At 54.1% G+C, this 26,246-nt stretch carries 30 protein-coding genes and 1 pseudogene; 16 read left to right on the top strand and 15 right to left on the bottom strand.

What is annotated here, in order from left to right:
• Positions 1–1,068 (top strand): ABC transporter ATP-binding protein, encoded by a 1,068-nt coding sequence (locus tag Q3H59_RS23385; RefSeq protein ID WP_110866891.1) that lies wholly within the window; start codon positions 1–3, stop codon positions 1,066–1,068.
• Positions 1,069–1,109: 41 nt separating this feature from the next.
• Here the strand turns inward: Q3H59_RS23385 and Q3H59_RS23390 are convergent, their stop codons facing one another.
• Entirely contained in the window at positions 1,110–1,331 is a 222-nt protein-coding gene (locus tag Q3H59_RS23390; RefSeq protein WP_101761506.1) for a hypothetical protein, read from the bottom strand.
• Positions 1,332–1,586: 255 nt separating this feature from the next.
• A complete protein-coding gene (locus Q3H59_RS23395; RefSeq protein ID WP_101761505.1) occupies positions 1,587–1,799 on the bottom strand; it encodes a hypothetical protein in 213 nt (70 codons plus the stop codon).
• Positions 1,800–2,161: 362 nt separating this feature from the next.
• On the opposite strand from Q3H59_RS23395, the gene Q3H59_RS23400 reads away from it, so the two are divergent.
• On the top strand, positions 2,162–2,434 hold the full coding sequence (locus Q3H59_RS23400) for a hypothetical protein (RefSeq protein ID WP_110866893.1): 273 nt from the start codon (positions 2,162–2,164) through the stop codon (positions 2,432–2,434).
• Here the strand turns inward: Q3H59_RS23400 and Q3H59_RS23405 are convergent, their stop codons facing one another.
• Positions 2,435–2,641, bottom strand: a complete 207-nt coding sequence (locus tag Q3H59_RS23405) for a hypothetical protein (RefSeq protein ID WP_192234868.1) — start codon at positions 2,639–2,641, stop codon at positions 2,435–2,437. It abuts the gene before it with no gap.
• Positions 2,642–2,722: 81 nt separating this feature from the next.
• Entirely contained in the window at positions 2,723–3,205 is a 483-nt protein-coding gene (locus Q3H59_RS23410; protein ID WP_101761502.1) for a MarR family winged helix-turn-helix transcriptional regulator, read from the bottom strand.
• Between the two features lie 183 nt (positions 3,206–3,388).
• Here Q3H59_RS23410 and Q3H59_RS23415 point away from each other — a divergent pair, with 183 nt between their 5' ends.
• Positions 3,389–3,964, top strand: coding sequence for an NTP transferase domain-containing protein (locus Q3H59_RS23415; protein ID WP_192412996.1), 576 nt, complete (start codon positions 3,389–3,391; stop codon positions 3,962–3,964).
• Here the strand turns inward: Q3H59_RS23415 and Q3H59_RS23420 are convergent.
• The 6 genes from Q3H59_RS23420 to Q3H59_RS23445 form a co-directional block, all read right to left on the bottom strand.
• Positions 3,951–4,874, bottom strand: coding sequence for an XdhC family protein (locus Q3H59_RS23420; protein WP_309837598.1), 924 nt, complete (start codon positions 4,872–4,874; stop codon positions 3,951–3,953). The genes Q3H59_RS23415 and Q3H59_RS23420 overlap by 14 nt on opposite strands.
• A gap of 17 nt (positions 4,875–4,891) precedes the next feature.
• The gene (gene paoC, locus Q3H59_RS23425; protein ID WP_192412991.1) at positions 4,892–7,090 is read right to left on the bottom strand and encodes an aldehyde oxidoreductase molybdenum-binding subunit PaoC; all 2,199 of its coding nucleotides are present in this window, start codon (positions 7,088–7,090) and stop codon (positions 4,892–4,894) included.
• Positions 7,091–7,093: 3 nt separating this feature from the next.
• A complete protein-coding gene (locus tag Q3H59_RS23430; RefSeq protein ID WP_309837600.1) occupies positions 7,094–8,044 on the bottom strand; it encodes a xanthine dehydrogenase family protein subunit M in 951 nt (316 codons plus the stop codon).
• Positions 8,041–8,589 carry an aldehyde dehydrogenase iron-sulfur subunit PaoA gene (gene paoA / locus Q3H59_RS23435; protein ID WP_110866898.1) on the bottom strand — a complete coding sequence of 183 codons (549 nt, stop codon included), beginning with the start codon at positions 8,587–8,589 and terminating at the stop codon, positions 8,041–8,043. The genes Q3H59_RS23430 and paoA overlap by 4 nt, the downstream gene beginning before the upstream one ends.
• Before the next feature lie 398 nt (positions 8,590–8,987).
• Positions 8,988–9,248 carry a helix-turn-helix transcriptional regulator gene (locus Q3H59_RS23440; protein ID WP_309837908.1) on the bottom strand — a complete coding sequence of 87 codons (261 nt, stop codon included), beginning with the start codon at positions 9,246–9,248 and terminating at the stop codon, positions 8,988–8,990.
• A gap of 51 nt (positions 9,249–9,299) precedes the next feature.
• Positions 9,300–10,217 (bottom strand): LysR family transcriptional regulator, encoded by a 918-nt coding sequence (locus tag Q3H59_RS23445; protein ID WP_309837603.1) that lies wholly within the window; start codon positions 10,215–10,217, stop codon positions 9,300–9,302.
• Positions 10,218–10,345: 128 nt separating this feature from the next.
• Here Q3H59_RS23445 and Q3H59_RS23450 point away from each other — a divergent pair, with 128 nt between their 5' ends.
• Positions 10,346–10,609: a DUF2798 domain-containing protein gene (locus tag Q3H59_RS23450; protein WP_210080329.1), complete on the top strand. Its 264-nt coding sequence runs from the start codon at positions 10,346–10,348 to the stop codon at positions 10,607–10,609.
• Between the two features lie 26 nt (positions 10,610–10,635).
• On the opposite strand, the pseudogene Q3H59_RS23455 reads toward Q3H59_RS23450, so the two are convergent.
• Positions 10,636–10,968 (bottom strand): annotated as a pseudogene (locus Q3H59_RS23455) (LysR substrate-binding domain-containing protein); the annotation flags it as partial.
• A gap of 82 nt (positions 10,969–11,050) precedes the next feature.
• Here Q3H59_RS23455 and Q3H59_RS23460 point away from each other — a divergent pair.
• The gene (locus tag Q3H59_RS23460) at positions 11,051–11,500 is read left to right on the top strand and encodes an NUDIX hydrolase (protein ID WP_192412981.1); all 450 of its coding nucleotides are present in this window, start codon (positions 11,051–11,053) and stop codon (positions 11,498–11,500) included.
• 101 nt (positions 11,501–11,601) lie between these two features.
• On the opposite strand, the gene Q3H59_RS23465 is transcribed toward Q3H59_RS23460, so the two are convergent.
• Both Q3H59_RS23465 and Q3H59_RS23470 read right to left on the bottom strand, forming a co-directional pair.
• Positions 11,602–12,045 (bottom strand): VOC family protein, encoded by a 444-nt coding sequence (locus Q3H59_RS23465; protein WP_101761492.1) that lies wholly within the window; start codon positions 12,043–12,045, stop codon positions 11,602–11,604.
• Between the two features lie 70 nt (positions 12,046–12,115).
• The gene (locus Q3H59_RS23470; RefSeq protein ID WP_192412979.1) at positions 12,116–12,619 is read right to left on the bottom strand and encodes a GNAT family N-acetyltransferase; all 504 of its coding nucleotides are present in this window, start codon (positions 12,617–12,619) and stop codon (positions 12,116–12,118) included.
• Between the two features lie 396 nt (positions 12,620–13,015).
• Here Q3H59_RS23470 and Q3H59_RS23475 point away from each other — a divergent pair, with 396 nt between their 5' ends.
• The gene (locus tag Q3H59_RS23475) at positions 13,016–13,621 is read left to right on the top strand and encodes a response regulator transcription factor (RefSeq protein WP_192412977.1); all 606 of its coding nucleotides are present in this window, start codon (positions 13,016–13,018) and stop codon (positions 13,619–13,621) included.
• A 150-nt stretch (positions 13,622–13,771) separates the two neighbouring features.
• On the top strand, positions 13,772–14,764 hold the full coding sequence (locus Q3H59_RS23480) for a sugar phosphate isomerase/epimerase (protein WP_101761489.1): 993 nt from the start codon (positions 13,772–13,774) through the stop codon (positions 14,762–14,764).
• 21 nt (positions 14,765–14,785) lie between these two features.
• On the opposite strand, the gene Q3H59_RS23485 is transcribed toward Q3H59_RS23480, so the two are convergent.
• Complete coding sequence (locus Q3H59_RS23485) at positions 14,786–15,790, bottom strand: LacI family DNA-binding transcriptional regulator (protein ID WP_110866908.1); 1,005 nt, start codon at positions 15,788–15,790, stop codon at positions 14,786–14,788.
• A 310-nt stretch (positions 15,791–16,100) separates the two neighbouring features.
• Between Q3H59_RS23485 and Q3H59_RS23490 the strand changes: the two genes are divergently transcribed.
• Both Q3H59_RS23490 and Q3H59_RS23495 read left to right on the top strand, forming a co-directional pair.
• A complete protein-coding gene (locus tag Q3H59_RS23490; protein WP_309837610.1) occupies positions 16,101–17,024 on the top strand; it encodes a substrate-binding domain-containing protein in 924 nt (307 codons plus the stop codon).
• Positions 17,025–17,162: 138 nt separating this feature from the next.
• Positions 17,163–17,978, top strand: coding sequence for a creatininase family protein (locus tag Q3H59_RS23495; protein ID WP_192412973.1), 816 nt, complete (start codon positions 17,163–17,165; stop codon positions 17,976–17,978).
• Positions 17,979–18,025: 47 nt separating this feature from the next.
• Here the strand turns inward: Q3H59_RS23495 and Q3H59_RS23500 are convergent, their stop codons facing one another.
• Entirely contained in the window at positions 18,026–18,925 is a 900-nt protein-coding gene (locus Q3H59_RS23500) for a LysR family transcriptional regulator (protein ID WP_101761485.1), read from the bottom strand.
• A 105-nt stretch (positions 18,926–19,030) separates the two neighbouring features.
• Here Q3H59_RS23500 and Q3H59_RS23505 point away from each other — a divergent pair, with 105 nt between their 5' ends.
• Genes Q3H59_RS23505 through Q3H59_RS23535 form a run of 7 tightly spaced genes read left to right on the top strand, consistent with a single transcriptional unit; the run spans position 19,031 to position 26,217 of the window.
• On the top strand, positions 19,031–20,041 hold the full coding sequence (locus Q3H59_RS23505) for a BMP family protein (RefSeq protein ID WP_192412971.1): 1,011 nt from the start codon (positions 19,031–19,033) through the stop codon (positions 20,039–20,041).
• 5 nt (positions 20,042–20,046) lie between these two features.
• Positions 20,047–21,600: an ABC transporter ATP-binding protein gene (locus tag Q3H59_RS23510; protein ID WP_137387405.1), complete on the top strand. Its 1,554-nt coding sequence runs from the start codon at positions 20,047–20,049 to the stop codon at positions 21,598–21,600.
• A complete protein-coding gene (locus tag Q3H59_RS23515; protein WP_192412967.1) occupies positions 21,584–22,699 on the top strand; it encodes an ABC transporter permease in 1,116 nt (371 codons plus the stop codon). The genes Q3H59_RS23510 and Q3H59_RS23515 overlap by 17 nt, the downstream gene beginning before the upstream one ends.
• A complete protein-coding gene (locus Q3H59_RS23520) occupies positions 22,696–23,634 on the top strand; it encodes an ABC transporter permease (RefSeq protein WP_309837614.1) in 939 nt (312 codons plus the stop codon). Before Q3H59_RS23515 ends, Q3H59_RS23520 begins: the two co-directional genes overlap by 4 nt.
• 3 nt (positions 23,635–23,637) lie before the next feature.
• Positions 23,638–24,060 (top strand): cupin domain-containing protein, encoded by a 423-nt coding sequence (locus tag Q3H59_RS23525; protein ID WP_280173110.1) that lies wholly within the window; start codon positions 23,638–23,640, stop codon positions 24,058–24,060.
• Between the two features lies 1 nt (position 24,061).
• Entirely contained in the window at positions 24,062–24,835 is a 774-nt protein-coding gene (locus Q3H59_RS23530) for a cysteine hydrolase family protein (protein ID WP_192412961.1), read from the top strand.
• On the top strand, positions 24,832–26,217 hold the full coding sequence (locus tag Q3H59_RS23535) for an amidohydrolase (protein WP_280173109.1): 1,386 nt from the start codon (positions 24,832–24,834) through the stop codon (positions 26,215–26,217). Before Q3H59_RS23530 ends, Q3H59_RS23535 begins: the two co-directional genes overlap by 4 nt.
• Positions 26,218–26,246 lie beyond the last annotated feature (29 nt).

Below are 26,246 nucleotides of genomic sequence, written 5' to 3' on the forward strand. Positions count from 1 at the left end.
ATGGCTGAAATCACGCTCAAACAGATCGACAAGCGCTATGGCAACGTTGAGGTGCTGCGCGATATTAACCTCACCATCAAAGACGGCGAATTCGTGGTACTGGTGGGACCTTCCGGCTGTGGCAAATCGACGCTGCTGCGCACCATCGCCGGACTGGAGCTGGCGACCGGCGGCGATATTCGTATCGGCAACCAGCTGATGAACGATGTGGCGCCCAAAGATCGCGATATCTCGATGGTGTTTCAAAGTTACGCGCTCTATCCGCATCTAACGGTGGCGCGCAATATGGGCTTCAGCCTGGAAATTCAGAAGCGTCCGCGCGCGGAAATTGAAGAGAAGGTGAGGCGTGCGGCGGAAATTCTCAGCCTGACGCATCTGCTTGATCGCCGACCCAAAGAGTTATCCGGCGGTCAGCGGCAGCGTGTGGCCATGGGACGCGCCATCGTGCGTCAACCGCAGGTGTTTCTGTTTGATGAACCGCTGTCGAACCTGGATGCGCAGCTGCGCGGTCAGATGCGCGTCGAAATCAAGAAGCTGCATCAGCAGATGAACAACACCATTGTGTACGTGACGCACGATCAGGTTGAAGCCATGACGCTGGCGGATCGTATTGTGGTGCTGAACAACGGTGTGATTCAGCAGGTCGGTACGCCGCTCGAGCTGTATGACACACCGGCGAACAAGTTTGTCGCCAGCTTTATTGGCTCGCCATCAATGAACTTCATCAATGGCATGATGACCGCGCAGGGCGTGCGTATTGGCGATAGCGCACAGCTGCCGTTGAATCAGCATTGGTCGCAGCATCAGGCTGGGCGAGCGGTAATTTACGGTATCCGACCAGAGAATGTGGCGATTGCCGAAGCGGGCGCGATGAATGCGCTGCCGTTAGAAGTGTCGCTGGTGGAGCCGACGGGATTATCCGAGCTGATTCATGGATCGCTGTTAGGGCATGACATCATGCTATTCACCACGCAACGTTCTGGCGCACAGGCGGGGGATATTCTGCCTGTGACCATTGATGCGGATCGCGCGATGCTGTTTGATGCGGATTCGCAAAAACGTTTATAACGCGTGTTACAGCTGCCTGTTTGCACAGGCAGCTCAGGGAATTACTTAGACTGCTGCTGTTTGCTGTCCGCTTCTTTCTGCTTTTTGTTCGCCATATGGTGACCAACCGCACAACCCGCTGCTGCACCCGCAACGCCGTGATGCGCCACGTGGCCCGCCACGCCGCCGACAACCGCTCCTTTGATGCAGCCCTTCGCTTCGACCTGAGAAGTGACCGACAGCAGCACGCCCGCAGTTAATACAATCAGAGAAAATTTACGCACTGGATTTATTCCTTATAAAGTTAATAGCGTGTAAATACACGCTTCCAGTGTAGTAAGTGGAATAAATCCTACCGTTATAAACTGTAAACAAAGATATTTTAGCGAAATACCCTAAAGCGGTTTAGTGAACGCTTTTTAATCGGCTTATTTAACGTTATTAATCATTGATAAAAGTCACAGACGAATGGAATGTGCTGGCGAGTGTTCATCACGCCTGTAGAAGAAAGTGCAGCCTCCTTGCTGCCCGCATTATCGTTAACGTTTCAGTCTGGCCCAATCGACAAACTGGCCATCCTTCATCACCGCAGCTTTTTCCGGAAAATAGTGATAGAAAATAACGGTTAATCCATCGCCTTGCATAACACGCGCAGAGTCGGTGGTGGCTATCTCCGCCATCATCTTGCCGTCGCAGGTGACTTCATGATTCTTCACATTAAAAGTGAATTTTCTGAACTGATAGATTTTCAATTTCGCTGCATCCTAACCGATAACAGTAAAGCAAAGTGAGGTGAGAAAAGCAGGGTTTGCGGCTTTCATACTAATTATTTCCCGTGGTGATTTTTCGCCATGAAAACGTACGCGAGGCCACTAAGACTTTTCTTATCTTTAATCAAGTTGGATGAGCTTGTTTTTATCGGGGAATGTCATCGCGCCGAGGCGATCATTTTTTATGCGGCAGGACTTGCTGATAGCGCTGATGAATTAGATTGGATTTTACAAAACAATTGTTTTCTCTTAACCTGACTGACGCACGTTGATTTTCTCAAGATAACAACGCCATTGGTAAATAACTCTTAAGCTTGAGTAAATATGACTACACAGAGAATTAAATGACTAGCAGTTACGATGAACAGATGAAGGACCGAATGATTGGTGAGGCGCTGCTTGCTCTTTTAGAAGACCAGGTTGCGGTATCCTCTGCGGCGCTGATAGCCAAACTTGAAGAGATGGCGGAAACAGAAGAGGAAAGCTACAGGCGAGTTGCCTGCCAACGCGCACTGGCGGATGTCAGAAATCATAGCGTCAGGACCAGCACGCAACGCGACGGACAAGATTTCAGTAGTGAGAAGCATGCTAATATCCCGAATCAGAAAAAGCACTGATTACGATGCTAAACACTTTTCCGCAATCTTACTCATCGCGTTGACATAATCCTGCTTGAGCTGAACGGGCGCGGCTTCTTCATGCTGCTTCAATAGCGCAGTAATGTGGTCAAGTTGCAAAGGTTGATCGGATTTAAGCAGGCATGACACGGCGTGACCAATGACAGCATGAATGTCATCCATATTTTCCGCTTTCTCGTCTGACATCACCTTCTCCTTAATTCCTTTGCTAATTAACATTTTTCAGCTTGCTCCAAAGCATTCATAGGAATGTATTATTTCGCGCCCTCAGGGCAGGGCATTGATCAGTTTCTGGCGCAGCGTGGTAACACGTGCAGTGAGATCGGCCAGTTCTTCATAAGGCGTATCCATCACTGACACCATGTCAGCCGGAACGCCGGCCGCCGCGATCTTTAATTCTTGTCCCTGCTCAGTGACGGAGATCAACACTCTGCGCTCATCGCCACCGACATCGCGTTTTCTACTGATAATGCCAGCCTGCTCCAGTCGTTTTAAAAGCTGGCTGAGCGTGCCTGAATCCAGCTGCACGCGCGCGCCCAATTCAGAAACGGTGACATGGTCTTTTTCCCACAGCGCCAGCAGCACCAGATACTGCGGATAGGTCAAACCCAGTGGTTTCAGTCGCGACTGATAAAGTTTGGTCATCGCAAGGGACGCGGAATAGAGCGCGAAGCAGAGAAACTGGTCGACAGTCACCGGCGCTTCACTCTCAGGACCTACACAGCAAACTTCATCGTTTAACTCTTTCATATCACCACTATTTTTAAGGCAGAGTTGCAGTCATTGAGACTGAAAAACGTGAATATATTGACATAAATTAGATTGAAGTCAATCTAATTTGGATTGGCTATTTTTTATTAATATCTATTATAAATCATAGGATTAGCTATAATTTCATTAACAATCGATGGTAACGCAAGGTTTAAAACTTCTATGGATTCAGCAACGCCCGGCATTCTCATCCTCGCGGCAGGTAAAGGCTCGCGTTATATCGCCAGCGGCGGCAGCGGCAATAAGTTGCTGGCCAGCATAAACGACGATGCGCCGAAGGTAATTGAAACGGTGATTGAACAGGCAAAGCTGAGTGGCTTGCCGGTGGCGCTGGTGACGCGTCCCGACTATCTGGCGGTGCGTCAGCATGCATTAAAGGCAGGCGTGCAGCTTGTGCTGTGTGAAAGTGGCGGCAGCGGCGAATCCATTGCGGCGGGTGTGGCGATGACCGCTCACTGGAACGGATGGATCATTACGCTGGGAGATATGCCGTGGCTAACGGTGGATCATTATCGGCACGTAAAAGAGGCGTTAGAAAAGGGCGCGGCGCAGGTGCGTCTTACTTATAAAGGCAAACCCGGCCATCCGGTCGGGTTTGCTGGATGCTACGCTGAGGCGTTACGCAATTTGCAGGGCGATGAAGGTGCCAGAGCGCTGCTGGACCCGCGCTTACTGGTCACCCTTGAAGCGGACGCTGCTGTACAGCGCGATCTCGATGTGGTGGCTAAACCACGTTGAGCCGAGCCGCCGCGACATCCGCAACAATTGATAGCGCTAGCGTGCGCGCATCGCGCGCCTGGGCAAAAATGCCAATCGGCGCTTTGATGCGCGCAATCTCTTCCTCACTAAACCCTAGCGACAGCAGTTTCTTAACGCGCGTTGCATGCGTGCGCCGACTTCCCAATGCTCCGATATAGAAGGGTGCAGAACGCAGCGCTGCCAGAAGTACTGGGAGTTCGCGATCGAGATCGTGATACAGCAAAATCACCGCCGTAAGGGGATCAACGGCCTGCGCCTGCACATCCTCGCCAGAAAGCACCTCGTAACCAGCGGCCTGCGCAATCGACGCCGTCGCCAACGCTTCGACTGAACGTCCATATACCGCCACGCGTGTTTTTGGCAGATAGCCGGTGATAAAGGCATCCTCCTGCCAGCCGGTTATCTCAGTGCAAGCAGCGCTCGCCAGCCGCTGAAACGTCGGCAGATAGCGCAGCGCTGCGGGTTGACGCGTTGCCAGCAAATCCAGCACGTTTCTCAGCGGTTGCGCGTCACGTAGCTGATGGAAAGCCAGCGTGATGCCGCCGCCACAGGGCAGCACAATATCCAGATAAGGCGATCCTTCGCCATATCTCACAAAGCGATCTTTACCAGTGGCGATGACTTGCAACGCTTCATAAGCCGCCGCCGCTTCCACGCAGCCGCCGGAAACATAGCCGCAATAGCGGCCATCTTCCCGCACCACCATCTGCGCACCCAATGCCCGCGCCGCGCCACCGCGAATCTCAACCAGCGTGACCAGCACGGCAGCGGAATCTGCCTCCATTGCTTCAAGCGCGAAGCGCAGGATGCTTTCACTGTCATCGGTCTGCAAAGCCTGCTGCGGCTTGATCTGCGGTTGCAGATCGTCATCAATCAGTAGCTGCTGCAATACGCTTCTCCTTAGCTTTAGACAAGGGCAGGCAAGCCTTTGAGTAACTTATCCAGCGTCACCGGATAGTCACGCACGCGTACGCCGGTGGCGTTGTAAATGGCATTGACGATTGCCGCGCTGACGCCGCACAAGCCCAGTTCACCCACGCCCTTTGCTTTCATCGGTGAGGAGATGGGATCGGTGTCATCAAGGAAAATCACCTCCTGCTGCGGGATATCGGCGTGAACCGGCACTTCATAGCCCGCCATATCGTGGTTGACGAAATAACCGAGGCGTTCATCGACGAACAGTTCCTCCATCAACGCGCCGCCAAGTCCCATCGTCATGGCACCAATCACCTGACTGCGCGCCGTTTTGGGATTGAGAATGCGTCCGGCGGCACAAACCGCCAGCATGCGCCGCACGCGCACTTCACCGGTAGCGACGTCCACGCCGACTTCAATGAAGTGTCCGGCGAAAGTGGATTGCTGATATTGCTCGTCAAGATCGCCAAACTCAATGGTGTCTTCCACGGTGATAGTCGCTTCAGCGGCGGCCTGGGCGAGCGGCACGCTCTGGTTTCCGTCATGCACCTGACCGTCGCTGAAGGTAGCGCGTTGCGCATCAAAGCCCAGTTTGCTGGCGACCGCTTCACGCAATTTCACGCAGGCGGCGTAAACGCCGGATGTTGAGGTGTTCGCGCCCCATTGGCCGCCGGAACCGGCAGAAACCGGGAAGTCTGAATCGCCTAAACGAACCGCCACACGCTCAATCGGCACGCCCATCATCTCCGCCGCCGTTTGCGCGAGGATGGTATAGCTGCCGGTGCCGATGTCGGTCATGTCGGTTTCAACGGTGATGATGCCTTTATTGTCGAGATGCACACGCGCACCGGAAGGCGCCACCATGTTGTTACGAAAACCGGCCGCAACACCCATGCCGACCAGCCAGCGTCCCTCTTTGACCATTGCCGGTTTGGCGTTGCGTCGTGACCAGCCAAAGCGCTCGGCGCCGGTATTCAGGCACTCAACCAGCTGGCGGCGTGAGAAAGGGCGCTCGGGTTTGGCCGGATCGACCTGCGTGTCATTGAGGATGCGGAAGGCGATCGGATCAATGCCCACTTTTTCCGCTATTTCATCAATGGCAATTTCAAGCGCCATGAGTCCAGGCGCTTCACCCGGTGCGCGCATGGCGTTACCTTCGGGCAGATCCAGCGTCGCCAGTCGTAATCCGGTAAAGCGGTTAGCACCGGCGTAAAGCAGTTCCGTTTGCTGCACGGCGGTTTCAGGTGTGCCTCCCGGCAGGTTCCCCGACCAGCTTTCATGCGCGATGGCCTGAATCTTGCCGGCTTTATCGGTGCCAATGCGAATGTGCTGAATGGTGGCCGGTCGATGTGTGGTGTTATTGGCGATCAATGGCCGAGGCAGCATCACTTTGACCGGACGCTTAACCGCGCGCGCACCCAGCGCAGCTAACACTGCATCGCTGCGCAGGAACAGCTTGCCGCCAAAGCCGCCGCCAATATAAGGCGACACGATGCGGATCTTCTCCATCGGCATGTTGAGCGTGGCGGCCAGATCGGTGCGGCACCAGTCAATCATCTGATTCGAGGTCCAGACGGTGAGTTTATCGCCTTGCCACGTCGCCATCGAGGCGTGCGGTTCCATCGCGGTGTGGCTTTGGTCCGGCGTGGTGTAGTGCGCATCCAGCTTAACGTCAGCTGCAGCAAACGCACCGGCGAAATCACCCACGGACTTATCTGGCGTATCTTCGGGCGCGGAGGTAACGCCCGGCTTTTGCTGCGCGAGATCATAAGCGCCGCGCTCACGCTGATAATCCACCTTCACTAAACTGGCCGCAGCACGCGCCTGCTCAAACGTCTCCGCCACGACCAGTGCCACGGCCTGGTGATAGTGTTCGATGGTGTCGCCGGCCAACAGGCGAGCGGTATTTTTATCGCCTTTGCCCAGTTTTCCCGCGTTATTAGCCGTCACCACCGCTAACACGCCCGGCGCATTTTGCGCTGCCTGCACATCAATGGCGGTGATTTTTCCTTTGGCGATTGGCGCGCCGACCACATAGCCGTACGCCGCATCGGGCGCTTCGTGATGCCATTCGTAGGCGTAATGCGCCAGGCCGGAGGTTTTCAGCGGTCCGTCGATGCGATTGAGTGGCTGACCAACTACCTTGAGCTGATCAATTGGGTTATTGCCTGCGGATTTTTCGAATTTCATCAGTTATCCCCTCGCTTCGGCCAATACGGAAGCGAGCGTTCGCTGCGCCAGAATGATCTTGAACTCGTTTTCAGCGGTAGGTTGCGCCGTGGCGAACAGCCGATCGCTCACCGCCTGCGCGCCCTGAATCACCGCCTTATCCGCCTCTTCCAACCGCCACGGCTGATGTGCTACGCCACCGAGCGCCACACGACCAGATTTATCCGGCTGAATGATGGCGGCAACAGAGACCAACGCAAAAGCGTAGGACGCGCGGTCGCGCACCTTGCGGTAAATGTGTGTGCCGCCCAGCGGAGCCGGCAGTGAAACGGCCACAATCAGCTCGCCAGGAGTGAGCACGGTTTCCAGATGCGGCGTATTGCCAGGCGCACGATAAAATTCAGCAATCGGGATTTTGCGCTCACGGCCATCCGGGCTGACCGTTTCCACTACCGCATCCAGCAAACGCATCGCCACTGCCATATCGCTCGGATGGGTGGCGATACAGGCCTGGCTGGTTCCGACCACCGCATGCTGGCGACTGAAGCCATCCAGCGCCGCGCAGCCGCTGCCGGGTAAGCGCTTGTTGCACGGTTGGTTGGTGTCATAGAAGTAGGGGCAACGCGTGCGCTGCAGCAGATTCCCTGCGGTGGTTGCCTGATTACGTAGCTGGCCGGAAGCGCCAGCCACTAACGCGCGCGACAGCACGCCATAATCGCGGCGAATACGCGCATCGGCCGCCAGATCGGTGTTACGCACCAACGCGCCGATGCGTAATCCGCCATCGGCTGTGGCCTCGATTTTGTCCAGCTCAAGCCCATTCACATCAATAAGATGCGCGGGCGTCTCAATCTCCAGCTTCATCAGATCGAGCAGATTGGTGCCGCCGGCGATGAATTTGGCATTGGTATGTTGCTGGGCGCTGGTAGCGGCTTCAGCCGGGGTTTTGACCCGCTGGTAAGTGAAGGCTTTCATGATTCCAGGCCCTCCGCGTACTCTTCAATCGCCGCAAGAATGTTGGAATAGGCACCGCAGCGACAAATATTGCCACTCATACGCTCACGGATTTCATCCGCAGTCACGTTGGGCGCGGAAACCAGATCGTGTGTGACGTGGCTGGGAATGCCCGCTTTGATCTCTTCCAGCACCGCCATCGATGAACATATTTGCCCAGGCGTGCAGTAGCCGCACTGGTAACCATCATGTTTGATGAACGCCGCCTGCAAGGGATGAAGCTCATCCGGATTTCCCAAACCTTCAATGGTGGTGATTTCTGCATCCTGCTGCATTACCGCTAAGGTCAGGCACGCGTTGATGCGACGTCCGTTGACCATCACCGTACAGGCACCACATTGGCCGTGATCGCAGCCTTTTTTGGTGCCGGTCAAATGCAGATGCTCACGCAATGCATCCAGCAGCGTGGTGCGGGTATCAACGTTTAATTGCTGCTGTATACCGTTGACTTTGAAGCTGATCGGCACCATTGACGGCACAGGTGTTGTTAAGTGTTGGCTGCTCATGCCAAACCTCCAGTAAAAGGGTTAAATGTTGGGGTACAACTTATTTTTGTATGGTTTTAGAAGGGTAAGCATAGTCGGCATCTGCGAAAGCATTATCCGTAATCACTAAATGGGTTTATGAGCGGGAGTAATAAAAGCAGGTTAGGGCGCTGAATGGCCCGAGAAAACGGCGCTTTTCCGGGGCCGCAGCGGCTATCTATTTCGCCAGGTTTTTGATGTTTTCGTCAATGCGCGCCTGGAGAAAGCGCAGCGTTTCCGCAGTGATTTGCTCTGGGAACATATCGGCCGCTTTGCGGGCAAAGCCAGTTGCAACCGAACAGTAATTATCGATGATATCGCCTGCCTGCGCTGGCGTGAGTTCAGTTTCCTGTTGCCCGAGCGCTAACAGGTGAGCGCGTTTAATCTCTCCGCAACCGGGGACCTTTCAGAGGGGCAAACAGCGCTTCCAGCTCGTTAACCCGACCGAGCACCATGGCCACTTTCACCAGGTTTTCAAAGCCGACGTTACGACCCGCTTCCAGATTGGAAACCGTATTTACGCCAATTCCCGCTCTGGCCGCGACATCCGCCTGCGTCATCCGCTGTGCCAGACGCTCTTTACGCAAGCGCCCACATAACAGCTTGACGATTTCTTCGGGTTTCCTGAGAGTTAAATCCAACATATTGTGGCTTATCATCCAAAAATGACTTTAACACCCAATATTATAGAGTTAATCAACGCAATCGGCGAGTTGTTGTTCCAGAAACCCAATAAACGCTCTTACCTTTGCATTCAGCGCCGAACGCTCGTTGACGCAGGCATAAATATTCATCGGTGAAGCCACAATGTCGCTTTTCTCACCTTGATCTGAGTGGAACAAAGGTATGAGTTGGCCACTCTCGAGCAACGGCTGAGCAATAAAACTCGCCAGCCGGGCAATTCCACCGCCGTTTTCGGCAATTTTCGCGATGATATCAATATCATCGCTGATGAATTCTGGGTTGAGCTTTGCATTCACCGGCTGGCCATTGACCATAAACGTCCACGGAAGAAAGCGTCCGTCGGTTGGATAGCGGAAAACCAAACAGGCGTGCTGGCTCAGATTTTCAGGCGTTTTAGGGATGCCCGCACGCGCCAGATAAGAGGGTGCCGCGCAGAAGATAAAGGGTAATGAGGCAATTTTGCGGGCGATCAATTGATCGTTCAGTTGCGCCTCAATACGAATACTGACGTCAACGCCTTCCAGGCGGTGGTCAACATTGCGATCGGTACTGATCAGTTCGATATCAATATCGGGGTAAGTTTGTTTAAAGGCAGGCATCAGTGGAGCGAGAACGTGTCTGCCAAAGGCCGCCGTGGTGGCGATGCAAAGCGAACCCTGCGGTTTGGTTTCAATCGCAGCGGCCTGCGAGGCAAGGTCAATATCATGGGGAATGTGTCGGACTTTTTCGAAATAGCGTTTACCGCTTTCGGTTAACGTCATGCTGCGGGTAGTGCGTGAAAGCAGCCGCACACCCAAATGTGTCTCCAGACGCGCGACACTTTGGCTTACCGCTGCTGGACTCATTCCTTTCGCCCGCGCGGCGGCGGCAATGCTGCCGTTCTCAACTACGCTAATAAAAGTGTTGATCAACCCCAGTAAATCCATAGATCCCTCAATGCGTGATTCGTTACTTTTACTTAATAATGATTAAAGCAGAAGCGTTCTACTCGCATCCTGATTAACTTGATAGGTTAGCGGCTGTTTTGCTTAAACTTACTGAAAAGGATCACGCTATGACAACAGCAACCGAGAAAAGTAGTGCTCGTCTACGCCTGCCAAAGCACGTTTCACCTTACATCTTCGCGCTGTATATGGCGACTATCATGGCGTTTCTGATGAGCCTGGTCATTACCTTCGCCGAATTTGGCATCGGGCCGCATTATATGGAAAATGTGATGAATGCATATCAAGTTGCGATGCCCGCTGCTTTTGTTTGCATACTGGTAGTGCGCCCGATTGTGGTTCGGTTGGTGGGGTTGACAGTGCATGGTCATTGAGTCGTTTGATGCTCCTCGCATCAGTTTTATTGGGGGCTTCCAACTCTGCTCTGTAAAAAATCGATGAACGCTCGTACTTTTTCAGGTACATGGCGCGTGTTGGGGTAAAGCGCATAAATTCCTTGACGGGGAAAATGATGATCTGGCAGTAGTTGGATCAAATTCCCCAGGCGCAACTCTTCCTGCACAAGCCAGGCAGGTAAGAGGGCAACGCCAGCCCCTCCAAGAGCAAAAGCCAAGAGCGAAGCAGCGTTGTCAGCCATGATCATGGCAGGACTATGTACGTTGAAAACTACGCTCTCACCTTCGGGTGTTGAAACTTGCAAACCTGAGATGTCCAATATTCTGTAATAACATATGATTTAACTTTGGCTCTATTTTATTTTTATCCTCAAAATCAGTTATGCTGACCTGCATTGAAAATGAAAAAGGAATTATCCATTGCGTACCCGTGATTCTGCGCGTTTGCTTATTATGAACTCCCTCAATCAGGTCTTATTATTCAAGTTCAGGCATGAGAAGGATGCGCTGGCAGGTAAAGTATACTGGGCAACTCCCGTTGGAGGCGTGGAATCAGAAGAGACTTTTGAGCAGGCAGCCATTCGGGAACTTAGAGAAGAAACAGGCATTTATGTTAATGATGTAGGACAGGTGTTAACGGAGAGAACCTTTGAAATGACTCTGCCCAGCGGTGAGGTGGTTCTGGCACATGAGCGATTTAATTTTATTAAAATAGGCGATGAAGATATCAGTACCAGCGGATGGACTGAAAATGAAAAATCAGTCATCAATAGTTATCATTGGTGGGATCTTAATGAACTCCGAAATACAGACGACGTTGTTTATCCCTCAAATATTCCTGATATCTGCTCAATTGCCTCATCAATCTAAGTGCGCATAATCATGATTATGTTAAATGAGGTGTCTCATCACGCACTCTAGCCACGTCTAAACCCGATATCAACCGTCACCCTTTCAAGTGACGTTTTAGGTTAAACACCCGCGTTAAGGCGGCTGGTAATAATCTCAAGGCCAATCTGTTGGCCATATGAAAGTTCAAGCGTGTTGCCATCGGGATCGGCGAAGAATGCCCAATAACCGACGGGAGCGGCTGATTGTTGCGCTGGGCGGCGTAACACACCTTCGCATTCAGCCTGAGCAACCCTGGCATCAATCTCTTCTTTACTGTCACACGCAACGCCTATATGACCAAACGGACCCAGAGGCGTATCCACTGTGGTTTGAGATTGCACCAACACCAACGCAAATGGACGCGTTAAATCAGAAAGCCATGCGACTTTTTGCGCTTCTGCAATGCCTGGTGCCCGCTCATGGATCACCTGCATCCCTGCGTAACGTTGATAGAAATCGATGCTGCGTTCTATATCTCTCACTTGCAGCGCTATGTGGCTAAAACCAATATCGTGCTCTTTCATATTCCAATCCTGTAAAATAAGAAGAATTGGAATATGACATAAAATGTTAATGGCACTTGTTCACGAATGCCTAAAGATGAAGCTCATACACCACGCAAGGCACATCGTAGTGTTGCTCAATCGCTTTGTAGGTCATGCCCAGCCGCTGCATCACCTTTTGCGAAGCGTTATTTTCAGGATCGGCCACCGCGACCAAATATTTAACGCCAACTTTTTCTACCGCAAACTTAACTATCGCCTGCGCGGCTTCGGTGGCAAAACCTTTGCCGTGATAATTGGCATTGAGACGCCAGCCAATTTCCAATGGTGCACCATCCTGATTGGCTAAATGCTGCAGACAGCAAGCACCGACGATTTCGCCAGACTCTTTTTCCCGCATCGCCCACCAGGAAAAACCATATTGCTGCCAGCGCGATTGAACGCGTTCGATACTCGTCAGGGTCTCTTCTGGCGTTTTAACTATGCCATTGCTGATGTAACGCATAATTTCCGGATCGCTTTCCATCGCTCGCAGTCCGTCAAAATGCGCGAGCTCAAAGGGTTCCAGCCGCAGTCGGGTTGTTTCTAATTTCATTATTCCTCCACTTTATCAAGAGCCTACACCAGCGTCATCGCATACGGTGACGCTTCAGAAATATCCAGCTGCTGCTCCAGTTAACTATGTCGGCTATTTTCCTCAACAGCAAATGAAAGGCGCCAGGCTGATACACCACCCGCTACCTTTCCTGGCTGTGAATCGCTTTATGTTCTTATTTTCGTTGCACATTTTTTCCAGCGGCAGGCCCGATGCAAGGCTAACGCCCAGCGCGTCCATACGTTCACCCAGCGGTTATATCTCAACAACACTGACATGCCTTTAAATATGTAATCGTGAATTTGGGAAATTTCGTACAAACCTTCCTTCCCCAGTCCGATATTCATAGCGTCGGGATCGCGCTTTAATGCCGGCATAATAAAGATGGGGATAACTATGTTGTCATTGACGCTGATAGACAATAACAAATGGATTACTGAAGGGATTTCGCGTTATTTTTCCGGGAAATTTATTCATGTAAAAAATATAGATAGTGACGATATTGACTCAGCGCTGAGTAAGATCGCAGGAACGGATTTGCTCATCAGTGAATTAACCGCTTATGGCCGCGATGTGCAATTCTTTACCGAATTATTGCTGAAAGTCCAACGGACTTCGCCAGACACGCGGATTATCGTGCTAACCGATTTGCATGAGAAAGCGGTCATAAGCTATGTGGTCAGTTTGCTGCCAGGTGTTACTTTTCTCTCTAAAAAGTGCAGTCTGAAAGCGCTTTCTGATGCTGTATTAGGTTTACCGTTGGCTACAGAATTTGAGGCGGATGTTCGCCGCACCAAGCAAACCCTTTCAGCGCGGGAGTTCGGCTTATTGCGCATGCTGGGGCAAACCAGCAATCTCACCGATATTGGCTACAAACTGCATCTCAGTTGCAAAACCATCAGCCATCATCGGCAGAGTATTATTCGCAAGCTCAACTGCGCCAACAATAAAGAGTTATTCAGCCGGTTAAGCCGGATGGGATATCACAGCAAACAGGTTTGAACAAAGGGGCATGGCATCGAATATTGTGTGATTACGGTTGCATTTCCGTCAATGATTGCTGGTTAACTGCGCACGCCGAGGCGCAGAATGGAATATATAACCATATATGAATATATATTCAATGACGCAATCATCTGAGGAGAAGGTCAAATGAGTTCCTACACGTATCCGAAATTCGGTGCCGGATTGTGGCACTTCGCCAACTATATCGATCGCTACGCCGTAGATGGTTACGGGCCAGCGCTTAGTACCCTCGATCAGATTAAACTCGCTGGCAGCGTCGAGGACCTATCCTATGTTGATGTGCCCTATCCCTTCACCGAAGGCGTAACCGTAGCGCAGGTTAAACAAGCGCTCGCCGATGCCGGATTGAAAGCCATTGGCGTGACGCCAGAAATCTATCTGCGCCGCTTTTCACGCGGTGCTTTCACCAATCCCGACGCCGCCATTCGCCAACAGGCGTTTGATTTAATGCACGAAGCCGCCACCGTAGTGCGTGAGCTGGGGGCTAACTACGTGAAAGTCTGGCCGGGTCAGGATGGCTGGGATTATCCGTTCCAGGTCGATCATAAAAACCTGTGGAAGATGGCCGTAGAGGGTATGCGCGAACTGGCGAGCGCCAATCCAGACGTCAAATTTGCTATCGAGTACAAACCGCGCGAACCACGCGTGAAAATGACCTGGGATTCAGCTGCGCGTACGCTGCTTGGCATTGAGGATATTGGACTGGATAACGTTGGCGTGCTGCTCGATTTTGGTCATGCACTGTTTGCCGGTGAATCCCCAGCGGATTCCGCCCAGCTGATTATCGATCGTGGTCGTCTGTTTGGTATGGACGTCAACGACAACCTGCGCGGCTGGGATGACGATTTGGTGGTCGGTACCGTGCACATGACCGAGATTTTTGAGTTCTTCTATGTTCTGAAGATCAATAACTGGGACGGCGTGTGGCAGCTTGATCAATTCCCGTTCCGTGAAGATCATGTTGAAGCCGCCAATCTGTCGATTCGCTTCCTCAAACATATCTATCGCGCGCTGGATAAGCTGGATATCGCCGCGTTGCAGGAAGCGCAGCGTGAGCAAAACCCGCTGAAAGCGCAAAGAATTATTCAAAATGCGTTACTGACCAGCATAGAACAGTGATTTTACGTCGTGGGTCGTCATTTATGGCGACCTCAAATGCGAACGCCGTACTCGCATTTCACCCCGCCGCCAATGCTCATCCGCACTCTCGCGACCATCAATCAATCGGTTTAACGCTTCGGCGATCAGCAGATCAATACGTTGGCTAAAGGTGGTGAGTTGGCAGCCTGGCGCGCTGGCTTCTTCAATATCATCGAATCCCACCACCGCAATCCTTGGCCTGGTCGGGGCGGCGCGCATCGCTTCCATCGCGCCGAGCGCCAGTACATCGTTTTCACAGAACAGCGCATCAATTGCGGGCGCATCCGGCTGATGCAGATAATCGCTCATCGCTTGCCAGCTGCGTGCACGATCGTAGCTGCCGGCTTTAAGCAGCACATCAATCTGACAGCCCGCTTGTTGCAGCGTCGCTTCAAATCCCTCTTTGCGCAGCAGATGTGACGTTGGTGTATCCGGACCTTGCATAAAACCAAACCGTTGCGCGCCCTGCGCCAGCAACAGCTCGGCGATCTGCTTGCCGGCGGCATAACCATCAATCGCCACCACATCAATCCCCTGCGCATGCGTATTGCGGCACAGCTGCACCAGGGGAATGTTGTACATATCCTCCACCAGCGTAATCAGCTGCGCCGATAACACCGTACCGAGAAACAAAATGCCGTCGATCTGCAATTGATCCGCCTGCGTCATTACCGATCGATACGGCTCGCCGTCGGTGATGTTGAGGATCAACGCCATATAGCCGCGACGTTGTAGCTGCTGCGTAGCTTCATTGAGAATCATCAGCGTATGCGGATTTTTCAGCTCGTCGATCACCACGCCAATAATATGCGTCTTCTTTTTTACCAGACTGCGCGCCAGCAAATTGGGCCGATATCCCAGCTCTTTAGCGATGCGCATCACCTTCTCGCGCGCCTTCTCAGAGATTGAAGCGCCGGGCATAAACGCGCGCGATACCGTCCATTTCGATACGCCGGCAAGAAGTGCTACATCGCTGGCCGTGGCTTTTTTTACTGTTCTGGTCATCGGCTCCCTTCCGCAAATTACCTGACAAAAAGCGAGCATAAAGCGATTCCTCATGTAAGCAAGAGGCGATTTTTGCAAACTTTGCACCCGGTTGCATTTTTGTAATGCACTCGGGTGCAAATCGTGATGATTTTGTGATCGTGGTGATGAAATCGCTTTTTGCTGCGTTGACTATTTTTCAACCGTGCCAGAGAGTGAATGCAGCACATCGCGTTGTCCGTCTGAACATGATGTCAATCAGCGGGACTCATCCCGTTGATTTTGCACCCGGATGCAAAATAATTGAAACCTCCCCTACAGAGATAAAAAAATGAAATTATTCAAAGTACTAATGCTTATCTGCGGTTTGCTCAGTGTGTTCACTGCCCAGGCGAAAACCTACATGGTTGGCGTCGCTCTGGCTAATCTCGATCTCAATTTTGTTTCCATCTTACGAAGCCAGATGGAAAAGCAGCTTAAAGATAAAGGGCTTAACAGCCAATTTGCCGATGCCAAAGGCGATGTATCTCTGCAAATCCAGCAGGTGGATGATTTCATCAATCAGGGCGCAGACGCGATCATCATCAACCCGGTGGATACGCAAGGCGTAATGCCGGTGATCGCCGCCGCGCAAAAAGCCAATATCCCGTTGATCTTCGTGAACCGTAAACCCGAAGTGAAACTGACCGGTAAAATGGCCTATGTCGGTTCCGACTCAGCGTTAAGCGGCAAAATGGAGATCGAAGCCTTAGCCAAACGTCTGGATAACAAAGGAAATATCGCCATTCTGATGGGCGCCCTCTCCACCGAAGAAGCACGTCAGCGCACCAAAGCGGTTGAAGATTATGTGAAGGATCATCCCGGCCTGAAAGTGATCCAGAAACAGAGCGCCAACTGGCAGCGCAACGAAGCGGTCGATAAAACCCTGTCATGGTTGCAGGATGGTAATGACATCAATGCCATTATTGCGAACAACGATGAAATGGCGATCGGGGCGATTATGGCGCTCGATCAGTTGAAGAAAAGCAATGTGTTAGTCGCCGGCATCGACGGTACGCCGGATGGTTTGCAGTTTATTATGAACGGCAAAATGGCGGTGACGATCTTCCAGGATGCGAAAGGCCAGGCGACCGGTGCAGTCGATGTGGCTTACGACATGCTGAGCGGTAAAAAGACCGAAGCCTACAACTGGGTGCCATACCAGACGGTGACCACAGAAAATTATCAGGAATTCACCAGTAAAAATCAGAAGTAACGCCGCTCTTGTTGGGTCGCCGATCATTCATGGCGACCTGCTTATGACCATTGCCTTTAAAGCAACGCTAAGTGCGAATTTTGTTGCTTCCATTGCACTATTAACCCGCTATTTTGGGGTTAAAAAATGGAGGTCAACATGCTCAAACCGTCTTCGCCCTGGTGGTGGGATCTCTCAACCCGGGAATTCAGTGAACTTGATATGGCGAATATCGTCGCCGTGCTGCCGATTGGCGCAGTTGAACAACATGGCCCGCATCTGCCGGTGCGTGTGGATGCGGCGATCAACGCCGGCATTATTCAACGCGCGGTGGAATTATTGCCCGACGATCTTCCTTTGCTGGTGCTGCCCGCGCTGCCGATGGGTAAATCGGATGAACATCTTGCCTATCCCGGCACCCTTTCGCTGCCGTATGACGTGTTAGGCAAAGTGTGGTTCGAAGTCGCAAAAAGCGCCTGGCGCGCCGGAATTCGCAAGCTGATTTTCTGGAACTCGCACGGCGGACAGCCGCAGCTGATGGAGATCGTCTGTCGCCAGCTGCGCATCGAACTGGGCATGTTTGCCGTCAGCGCCAGCTGGTTCCGTACCATTGATGCATCGGATCTCTACAGCGCGCATGAACTTAATCACGGCATTCACGGCGGTGAATCAGAAACCAGCATGATGCTGCATTTGCACCCTGAACTGGTGCAGATGCAGCACGCCGCTCATTTCGTTTCCACTTCGGTGGCGCTTGAAGCGACCGGCGGTATTTTAACGCCGGAAGGCGGCATTGGTTTTGGCTGGATGGCGCAGGATCTGCATCTGTCTGGTGCTACCGGCAACGCCGCAGCGGCGGATGCTGAGCGCGGTGCGATTGCCACCGATCGTGCTGCACATGCGCTGCTGAAGCTGGCACGCGAAGTGAACGATTTCGATATTCATTTCCTGACCGATCGCACCGCATTCTCGTAGGGTCGCCATGTAAGGTGACCAAGTGCGCATTAATGCGCACCCTACGATTAACGCAATTCCGACATCATCCCTTTAATGGTTTCGGCGAACACGCTACCAATCGCGCTGGTACCGCGATCGTGGCCGATCAACATCAGCGTTTGCGTGTGCTGCGCCAGTTCGCGCACCGGAATATAGATCAACCGGCCGCTGCGCTGGTCAGATTCAATGTCAATCGGCGTGAGAAACGTGAGGGTTTGATCCATCATCGCCGACTGGCGCATCACCTCGATCGAATTGGTTTCAATAACTGGCTGCATATTGATCGAGGCACGCGCGAACACTTCATTTAGGTAAGGCCGAATCACCATCGATTTGTCGGCAATCACCACCGGATACGGCAAGCAATCACTCAAACGCAAACTGGATTTCTCCGCCAGCGGATGCCCCGCGCCCACTACCGCGCCTAATCGCACCGGTACGCTGGCAATATTGCGATGCACCGGCTGCAAGTCGAAATCAAATCCAATCCCCAAATCGGCCTCGCCACTTGCCACCGCGTTAGTGATGTTCTCGCCGGTGGTGAGTTGTTGCAGCAGCAATTTCACCCGCGGATTGGCGCGGCGAAACTCCGCTGCCACGCGCGGAATCAGGTTCGCCGCTAATCCACTCATCATCGCCACCGTCACTTCGCCGCGCCGCAGCCCTTTCAGCTCTTCGATTTTCATCTGCGCGATTTCAATCTCTTTAAAGCTCTGCCGCACATGATGAATCAGCGCTTCACCGGCGGCGGTAAGAATCATTTTACGCGGCAAACGCTGAAACAGCGGCGTGCCCAGCTCCTCTTCCAGCGCAATCAGCTGGCGGTTAATCGCCGACGCCGAAATGTGTAGCCGTTCAGCCGCTTTGCGAATCGAACCGCTGCGCGCCACCTGATCGATATACACAAACAAACGATGTTGCAGCATATTCCGCCTGCGTTGCCTTTTAGGCATCGGTAAGTACTAAAAATGATGCTTTTAAGATAATGCTCTTCCGGTGATTAATACATCAAAACCACACCAGGAGAACACATGATGGCAGACGTATCCCGCAGAAAGTTTGCGAAGTTAGTGGCTGGCGCACTGTTGTTACCCGCGCTGGCACCGATGTTGTCGCGCAAAGCGATGGCGGCGAATAACACCATAAAAATCGCCCTGCTGTTGCCCGGCTCGGTTGCCGATGGCGGCTGGAGTTCGCTGGCGTATGCCGGATTGCAGAGCCTGCAAAAAGCCGGTTTCAGCGTGGCGCACAGCGAAAGCGTGTCGCAGGCGCAGATGGATCAAACCATACGTGGCTACGCCGATGACGGTTACACGCTGATCATTGGTCACAGCTTTGAATACGGCTCGGCGTTTGCCGAAATCGCGCCGGAATATCCTGATACCTATTTCTTCGCGTCCACCTTCAAGCCAGGCGAAAAATCACCGGACAACGTGGAATACGTCAACCTCGCCTATCTGCAAGGCGCCTATGCCGCCGGTGCGCTGGCGGCGCTGATCTCCGAAAAAGGCAAAGCGGTCGGCTTTGTGGGCGGCGGCGATAATCCCACGCAGCAGGCAATGATGCGCGCCTTTATTCAGGCCGCTGAGAAAACCCGTCCGGGCATCAAAGGCATGGGCGTGGTGACCGGCGATTACGACAACGCCGCCAAAGGCCGTGAAGCCGCCACCACCATGATCGGTAACGGCGCGGATGTGATTTGGCATGCAGCGGACGTCACCGGCCTCGGCGCGATGCAAGGCGCGGCGGCGGCGAAAGTCAAAGCTATCGGCTGCTATGTCGATCAGCGTGATGTCGCGCCCAATTACGTTGCCTGCAGCTTCCGCCAGAACCTCGACTGGATGGTGGAACAGGTTGGCGAATCGGTGGCGAATAAAACCTTTAAAGGCGGCGACGAATGGCATCCCACCGTCGGCAAAGCCTGGTCGGTGGTCAATGGCAGCGAACATTACAACGCCAAACTGGTGAGCGTCAGCGCGTGGGCGAGCTTCCAGCAGATTTGGCAGCAGCTCGACAGCGGCGCGCTGAAGCCAACGGTTTAACCATCATGACAGCAACAGCAAATATCCGCGTCGCGCTGAAAAACATCACCAAACGCTTTGCGCGCGTGGTGGCCAATGATGACGTATCGCTCAGCATTAAAGCCGGCGAAATCCACGCGCTGCTAGGGGAAAACGGCGCGGGAAAAAGCACGCTGATGCAAATCCTTTACGGCCTGTATCAGGCCGATGAAGGCAGCATTGAGGTGGATGGCCAGGCGCAGCGTTTTCGCGATCCCAGCGATGCTATCGCCTGCGGCATTGGCATGGTGCATCAGGAATTCATGCTGGTGCAGCCGATGAGCGTGGTGGAAAACGTGGTGCTGGGATTGAAAGAAGGCGCTAGCGGCGTACTTAATCTGCGCGCGGCGGCGGCGCGTTTGCAGGCGCTGTCGGATAAACACGGGCTGGCGATCGATCCCTGGGCGAAAGTGCAGCATTTGCCGATTGGCGTGCAGCAGCGTGTGGAGATCCTCAAGCTGTTATACCGTGATGCGCAGGTGCTGATTCTCGACGAACCGACGGCGGTGCTGACGCCGCAGGAGAAAGCCGGCCTATTCGCTACCCTGAAATCACTGTGCGCAGAAGGCCGTTCGGTAGTGATTGTCACTCACAAACTGTATGAAATCATGGCGATTGCCCATCACGTTTCGGTGATGCGCGGCGGCAAAATGGTGGATTCAGTGGATATTAAAGACACTTCGGAGCGCGATCTGGCACGCCGCATGGTTGGGCGCGATGTGGTGCTGCGCGTCGAAAAAACGCCGTGCCAGCCGGGCAAAACCGTGTTGCAGGTGGATAGCATTGCGGTGCGTGATGCCAGCGGCCAGCAGAAAATCTGGCGCGTGTCGCTCAACGTCGCCGCTGGCGAAATCCTCGGCATTGCCGGTGTGGAAGGCAACGGTCAATCGGAGCTGGCGGAAGCGCTCCTTAACCTGCGTGAACTGGAAGCAGGCCGCATTCTGCTGAATGGCGAAGACATCAGCGACGATTCCCCCGCTACGCGCCGCCATAAAGGCATCAGTTTTATTCCGGCAGATCGGCGTGGCGTCGGTTCGGTGACCGATTTATCGATTACTGATAACGCCATGCTTGGCCGCCAGCGCACCTTTACCCGCGCGGGCGGCTGGCTGCTGGATCGCCAGCGCATTAGTCAGCATGCGCGCGACATCATCGCCCGCTTTGCGGTACGCACGCCGGATGCCGATTTCGAAGCCGGAAAACTCTCCGGCGGTAACCTGCAAAAGTTGATTCTCGGGCGCGAAGTCGCCAGCAATCCCTGCTTATTAGTGGTTGAACAGCCCACGCGCGGGCTGGATGTCGGCGCGATTGAGAGCGTGTGGCAAGGTTTGATGGCGGCGCGCGATCGCGGCTGCGCCATTCTGATGATCTCCGCCGAGCTGGAGGAGATCATCAATCTCTCCGATCGCATCGCGGTGATGTACAGCGGCCAGATTGCAGGAGAAATGGACGCCGCCGACGCCACGCCAGAACGCCTCGGCGAACTGATGGCGGGCGCGCACCTGAAAAAAACCGGAGGCAATCATGAAGAAGCTGCTTGAGCGACGTCTGGCGCCCGCCGAATCCAGCGGCGCAATGATGTTAACCAGTTTTTGCGGCATCCTTGCCGCTTTCATCATTGCCGGCTTGCTGTTTATCCCGTTTGGCGGCAATCCGCTCTCGGCTTATGGCTTCCTGTTTGATGCCGCTTTTGGCTCGCTGCGCAGCTTCGGTCTCAGCCTGGTGCAATCCACGCCGCTGATGCTGATCGCGCTGGCAACCATCGTGGTGTGGCGCGCCGGGCTGGGTTATATCGGCTTCGAAGGCTGTTTTCTGCTGGGTGCCGCTGCGGCCAGTTGGATCGCGCTGTCGGGTACGCCACAGGGCTTTCCGTGGGCGATTCCCGCGCTGCTCTACTGGCCGATGGTGCTGATTGCCGCCTTCCTTGCGGGCGCGCTTTGGGCCGGTTGGGTTGGCGCGTTACGGGTAAAATTTGGCGGCAACGATGTGCTGATTTCGCTGATGGCCAACTATGTGGCGCTGTTCATGGTGCAGTATCTGGTTTCCGGCCCAATGCGCGCGCCGGGCGATCTGCCGCAGACGCCACGTTTGCCGGTGGAGAGCTGGCTGCCGTTTGTGATGAACGGCATGCGCGCACATTGGGGCATCGCCATCGCGCTAGTCGCCACGCTGTTTGTCTTCTGGCTGATGCGTGCCACACCCGCCGGTTTCGAAATCAAAATTGCCGGGCTGAATCCGCGCGCGGCGCGCTACAGCGGCGTGGATGTCAATCGCCGCCAAATGGGCGCGGTGCTGCTCGGCGGAGGATTGGCGGCGCTGGCGGGATTGTGCGCGGTATTAGGCGTGCAACATCGCCTGATGGAAGGCATTTCCGGCGGCGTCGGCTTTATCGGCGTGGTGGTGGCTTTGCTGGCACGCCTCAATCCGCTGCTGGTGATCCCGACCGCCATTCTCTACGGCGGGCTGGAAGTGGGCGGTAGCGCCATGCAGCGCCAAACCGGCTTGCCCACATCGGTGGTGCTGATTCTGCAAAGTCTTGTGGTGCTACTGATTCTGGCGGGCGATCTGCTGCGCTATTACCGCATCAACCTGCCCGGCGGGCGTAAATCGCGCAGCCATCTGGCGGAGGAACACTCATGAATCTGTGGATGAATCTCGATACCGCTTTTTTCGTCAGTTGGCTGGCCGCCGCAGTGCGCCTTGCCGGTCCGGTATTACTGGCGGCGCTGGGCGAGATCTATGCCGAACGCTCCGGCGTACTGAATATCGGTATTGAAGGCACTATTCTGCTGGGCGCGCTTTCCAGCTACATGACGGCGGTTGAGAGCGGATCGACCGCGCTGGGCTTTATCGCCGGTGGCGTCGGCGGACTGCTGGTTGGCTGCGTGCTGGCGGCGCTCTACCTGCGCGCCCATGCCAGCCAGATTGTGGTGGGCATCGTCTTCAATATTCTGTCAGCGGGATTAGCCACCTGGATTTACGCGCTGGTAATGGGCAATGCATCCTCGCCCACCATCCCAATGCTCGAACCCTGGCATGTGCCGCTGCTCTCTTCGCTGCCTTTTATTGGCCCGATTCTGTTCCAGCAGCCGCTGCCGCTCTATCTCACTTTGCTGCTGGCGGTGTTGGCGCACTTTGGTCTGTTTCACACCCGCTTTGGCCTGTCGCTGCGTGCGGTGGGCGAAAACCCGCGCGCGGCACATGCCGCCGGGCTCAACGTGTTGAAGATCCGCACGTGGGGCGTGCTGTTCTCCTGCGTGGGCGCCGGATTGGCGGGCAGCTATCTGGTCACGGCGCAGATCGGCCTGTTCCGCGACAACATCGTCAGTGGACAAGGTTTTATCGCGCTGGCGATTGTCATCTTTGGACGCTGGAGCCCGCTTAAAGCGCTGGTCGCCGCTTTTATCTTTGGCGCTGCAGATGCCCTGCAACTCTCGCTACAGCTGTTTGAAAACATGCTGCCGCCGCAGGTGCTGCTGGCGCTGCCTTACTTGCTCACCATTCTGGCGATGTCCGGCGTGGTGGGACGCACATTGCAACCCGGCTCATTAACGCAGCCTTATCGAAAGGAATAATTTATGAAATCGTTTCGTTTCAACAATCTTGCGGATGTTAAGGCGTTCCGTATCAGTGCGGACAGCAGCAACTATTTCGCCATCTTGTTCGACAAGCCGTTAGACGGCATTGAGAACATTTTCGTGTTGGAGATTTTCAACGTCGGCGGTGCTACGCCACCGAATGAACACGCCACCGCGCACGAGTTCTTTTATGTACTACACGGCGAAGGCGTGGCGCGCTGTAACGATGATGAACTTGAGATAAGGAAAGGCGATTCCCTGCTGCTGCATCCGGGCAACGATCACGCCATTCGTAATACCGGCAACAGCAAACTCTATACGCTGACGGTGATGACGCCGAATGAAGGCTTCTCTGAACTGATTCGTAGCGGTGACCCTGTCACGCTCGATGCAGAAGATATTCGCGTATTAACGGGAGCCTGATATGCCGGAGAACGTTTTAGGCAGCAGCCGACACAATCAATGGCGCGTTTCAGCGCAAGTGGTTGATACGCGGCGTCCAGCGCAGGCGTCGCGCAGCGTGCAGCTTACATCGCGTGAACGTTCAGTGATTTTTGATCTGCAGCGCACGGCTATCCTGGTGATTGATATGCAGAACGATTTCTGTCATGCCGAAGGCTGGCTCGGGCATATCGGCGTCGATGTCACGCCCGCGCGCGCGCCAATTGCGCCGCTGCAAGCCTTGCTGCCGACGCTGCGCGCTGCACAGGTGCCGGTGATTTGGCTCAACTGGGGCAATCGCGCTGATAAACTCAATCTCAGCCCCGCGCTGCTGCACGTCTATAACCCGAATGGTGATGGCGTGGGATTAGGCGATCCGCTGCCGGTTTCCGGCGCGCCGGTGTTGCAGGCCGGCAGTTGGGCGGCGGAAGTGGTGGACGAACTGACGCCGGATGCCAATGACATTCGCGTCAACAAATACCGCATGTCCGGATTTCAGGACAGCGAACTCGACAGCATTCTACGCAATCTCAACGTCACCACGCTGCTGTTTGCCGGTGTTAATGTCGATCAGTGCGTGCTTTGCACCTTACAGGATGCCAACTTTCGCGGTTACGACTGCCTGCTGCTGGAAGATTGCAGCGCCACCACCTCGCCGGCTTATTGCCGCGATGCCACGCTGTATAACGTTCAGCAATGCTTTGGTTTTGTGGTTAATGCCGCTGAATTACAGCAGCAACTGGAGAACGCCTCATGAGTTATCTGCTGGCTGACGGCTGGATGATCACTATGAATCCGCAACGCGAGATTCTGGAACAGGCCAGTTTGCTGATTGAAGATAAGACCATTCGCGCCATCGGCACGCGCGACGCTTTGCAGCAGCGCTATCCTGAAGCGGAAATTATCGACTGCCGCGAACGCATTATTATGCCGGGCATGGTGAACACGCATACGCATCTGTTTCAGACGCTGCTGAAAGGTCTCGGCGATGACATGGTGCTGAAAAAGTGGTTCACCTGCATGACCGGACCCAGCGCCGTGGCGTTGACAGAAGAAGATGTTTACGCCGCCGCGCTGCACGGCTGCATGGAATCACTGCGTTCGGGCGTCACGTCGCTGGTCGATTTTATGTACGCGCATCCGCGCCCAGGATTAACCGACAAAGTGATCGAGGCCTTTGAAGTCAGCGGCATTCGCGGTCATGTGTGTCGCGGTTTTCTCACCAGCGGCGCTGAGCACGGCATTCCTGCTGAACTGATCGAAACGCCTGAACAGGCGCTGGCCGATGCGCGCGCGGTGATCGATCGTTATCACCAGGTCGATGGCCGGGTAAAAGTCGGTCTGGCACCAAGCATGATTTGGGCGCTGGATGAGAAAGTGCTGCGCGGCACGCGCCAGCTGGCGGATGAAACCGGCGTGCTGATCACTACGCATGTGGCGGAAACCGATTTTGAGATCGAGCAGGCGAAGCTGCGTTTTCAGGCCAGCGATACCGAATTCCTCAGCGATATCGGCTTTCTTGGCCCGGATGTGCTGGCGGTGCATTGCGTGCAGTGCAATTCGCGCGACATCCGCGCACTCAAACACCATGACACGCGCGTGTCGCACAATCCCTGCAGCAATCTCTACCTCGCTTCCGGCGTGCCGCCTATTCCCGAGATGCTGGCTGCCGGCCTAACCGTTGGTTTGGGTTCAGACGGCCCCGCCAGTAGCAACAATCACAATCTTTTTCAGGCGATGAAAGTGGCGGCGCTGCTGCAAAAAGGCGTGCACCGCGATCCCACCATTATGACGGCGGAAAAAGTGCTGGAGATGGCCACTATCGACGGTGCGCGGGCAATTGGACTTGAACATCTGGTGGGTTCGCTGGAAGTCGGCAAACGCGCCGATGTGGTGATCGTTGATACTTCGCATCCGGCGATGACGCCAATCCATCATCCGGTTTCATCGTTGGTCTACTCGGCGCTCGGCCACGAGGTCAGCGATGTGTTTGTTGATGGCGCTTATCTGCTGCGGAATGGTGAGTTTACCCAGCTCAATCAAAAAGAGGTGATGGCGCGTTCGCAACGTGCAGCGCATTCACTGGCGGTGCGCACCGGCAATGATAAAGTGCGCGGCTGGCGATCGGCGGCGTTTTAAATTGAAGTGCTAATATTTTATCTTTTAGG

The organism is Pantoea sp. SORGH_AS_0659 (assembly GCF_031453915.1).
Lineage (GTDB): Bacteria > Pseudomonadota > Gammaproteobacteria > Enterobacterales > Enterobacteriaceae > Pantoea > Pantoea leporis.

Coding starts and splice junctions, on each gene's coding strand:
- Q3H59_RS23410 (WP_101761502.1), bottom strand. CDS start 3,205: ATGAAAGAGTTAAACGATGAAGTTTGCTGTGTAGGTCCTGAGAGTGAA.
- Q3H59_RS23385 (WP_110866891.1), top strand. CDS start 1: ATGGCTGAAATCACGCTCAAACAGATCGACAAGCGCTATGGCAACGTT.
- Q3H59_RS23445 (WP_309837603.1), bottom strand. CDS start 10,217: ATGGATTTACTGGGGTTGATCAACACTTTTATTAGCGTAGTTGAGAAC.
- Q3H59_RS23450 (WP_210080329.1), top strand. CDS start 10,346: ATGACAACAGCAACCGAGAAAAGTAGTGCTCGTCTACGCCTGCCAAAG.
- Q3H59_RS23535 (WP_280173109.1), top strand. CDS start 24,832: ATGAGTTATCTGCTGGCTGACGGCTGGATGATCACTATGAATCCGCAA.
- paoA (WP_110866898.1), bottom strand. CDS start 8,589: ATGAGCAGCCAACACTTAACAACACCTGTGCCGTCAATGGTGCCGATC.
- Q3H59_RS23490 (WP_309837610.1), top strand. CDS start 16,101: ATGAAATTATTCAAAGTACTAATGCTTATCTGCGGTTTGCTCAGTGTG.
- Q3H59_RS23500 (WP_101761485.1), bottom strand. CDS start 18,925: ATGCTGCAACATCGTTTGTTTGTGTATATCGATCAGGTGGCGCGCAGC.
- Q3H59_RS23475 (WP_192412977.1), top strand. CDS start 13,016: ATGTTGTCATTGACGCTGATAGACAATAACAAATGGATTACTGAAGGG.
- Q3H59_RS23415 (WP_192412996.1), top strand. CDS start 3,389: ATGGATTCAGCAACGCCCGGCATTCTCATCCTCGCGGCAGGTAAAGGC.
- Q3H59_RS23530 (WP_192412961.1), top strand. CDS start 24,062: ATGCCGGAGAACGTTTTAGGCAGCAGCCGACACAATCAATGGCGCGTT.
- Q3H59_RS23400 (WP_110866893.1), top strand. CDS start 2,162: ATGACTAGCAGTTACGATGAACAGATGAAGGACCGAATGATTGGTGAG.
- Q3H59_RS23465 (WP_101761492.1), bottom strand. CDS start 12,045: ATGAAAGAGCACGATATTGGTTTTAGCCACATAGCGCTGCAAGTGAGA.
- Q3H59_RS23470 (WP_192412979.1), bottom strand. CDS start 12,619: ATGAAATTAGAAACAACCCGACTGCGGCTGGAACCCTTTGAGCTCGCG.
- Q3H59_RS23525 (WP_280173110.1), top strand. CDS start 23,638: ATGAAATCGTTTCGTTTCAACAATCTTGCGGATGTTAAGGCGTTCCGT.
- Q3H59_RS23505 (WP_192412971.1), top strand. CDS start 19,031: ATGATGGCAGACGTATCCCGCAGAAAGTTTGCGAAGTTAGTGGCTGGC.
- Q3H59_RS23485 (WP_110866908.1), bottom strand. CDS start 15,790: ATGACCAGAACAGTAAAAAAAGCCACGGCCAGCGATGTAGCACTTCTT.
- Q3H59_RS23515 (WP_192412967.1), top strand. CDS start 21,584: ATGAAGAAGCTGCTTGAGCGACGTCTGGCGCCCGCCGAATCCAGCGGC.
- Q3H59_RS23495 (WP_192412973.1), top strand. CDS start 17,163: ATGCTCAAACCGTCTTCGCCCTGGTGGTGGGATCTCTCAACCCGGGAA.
- Q3H59_RS23480 (WP_101761489.1), top strand. CDS start 13,772: ATGAGTTCCTACACGTATCCGAAATTCGGTGCCGGATTGTGGCACTTC.
- Q3H59_RS23405 (WP_192234868.1), bottom strand. CDS start 2,641: ATGTCAGACGAGAAAGCGGAAAATATGGATGACATTCATGCTGTCATT.
- Q3H59_RS23520 (WP_309837614.1), top strand. CDS start 22,696: ATGAATCTGTGGATGAATCTCGATACCGCTTTTTTCGTCAGTTGGCTG.
- Q3H59_RS23510 (WP_137387405.1), top strand. CDS start 20,047: ATGACAGCAACAGCAAATATCCGCGTCGCGCTGAAAAACATCACCAAA.
- paoC (WP_192412991.1), bottom strand. CDS start 7,090: ATGAAATTCGAAAAATCCGCAGGCAATAACCCAATTGATCAGCTCAAG.
- Q3H59_RS23430 (WP_309837600.1), bottom strand. CDS start 8,044: ATGAAAGCCTTCACTTACCAGCGGGTCAAAACCCCGGCTGAAGCCGCT.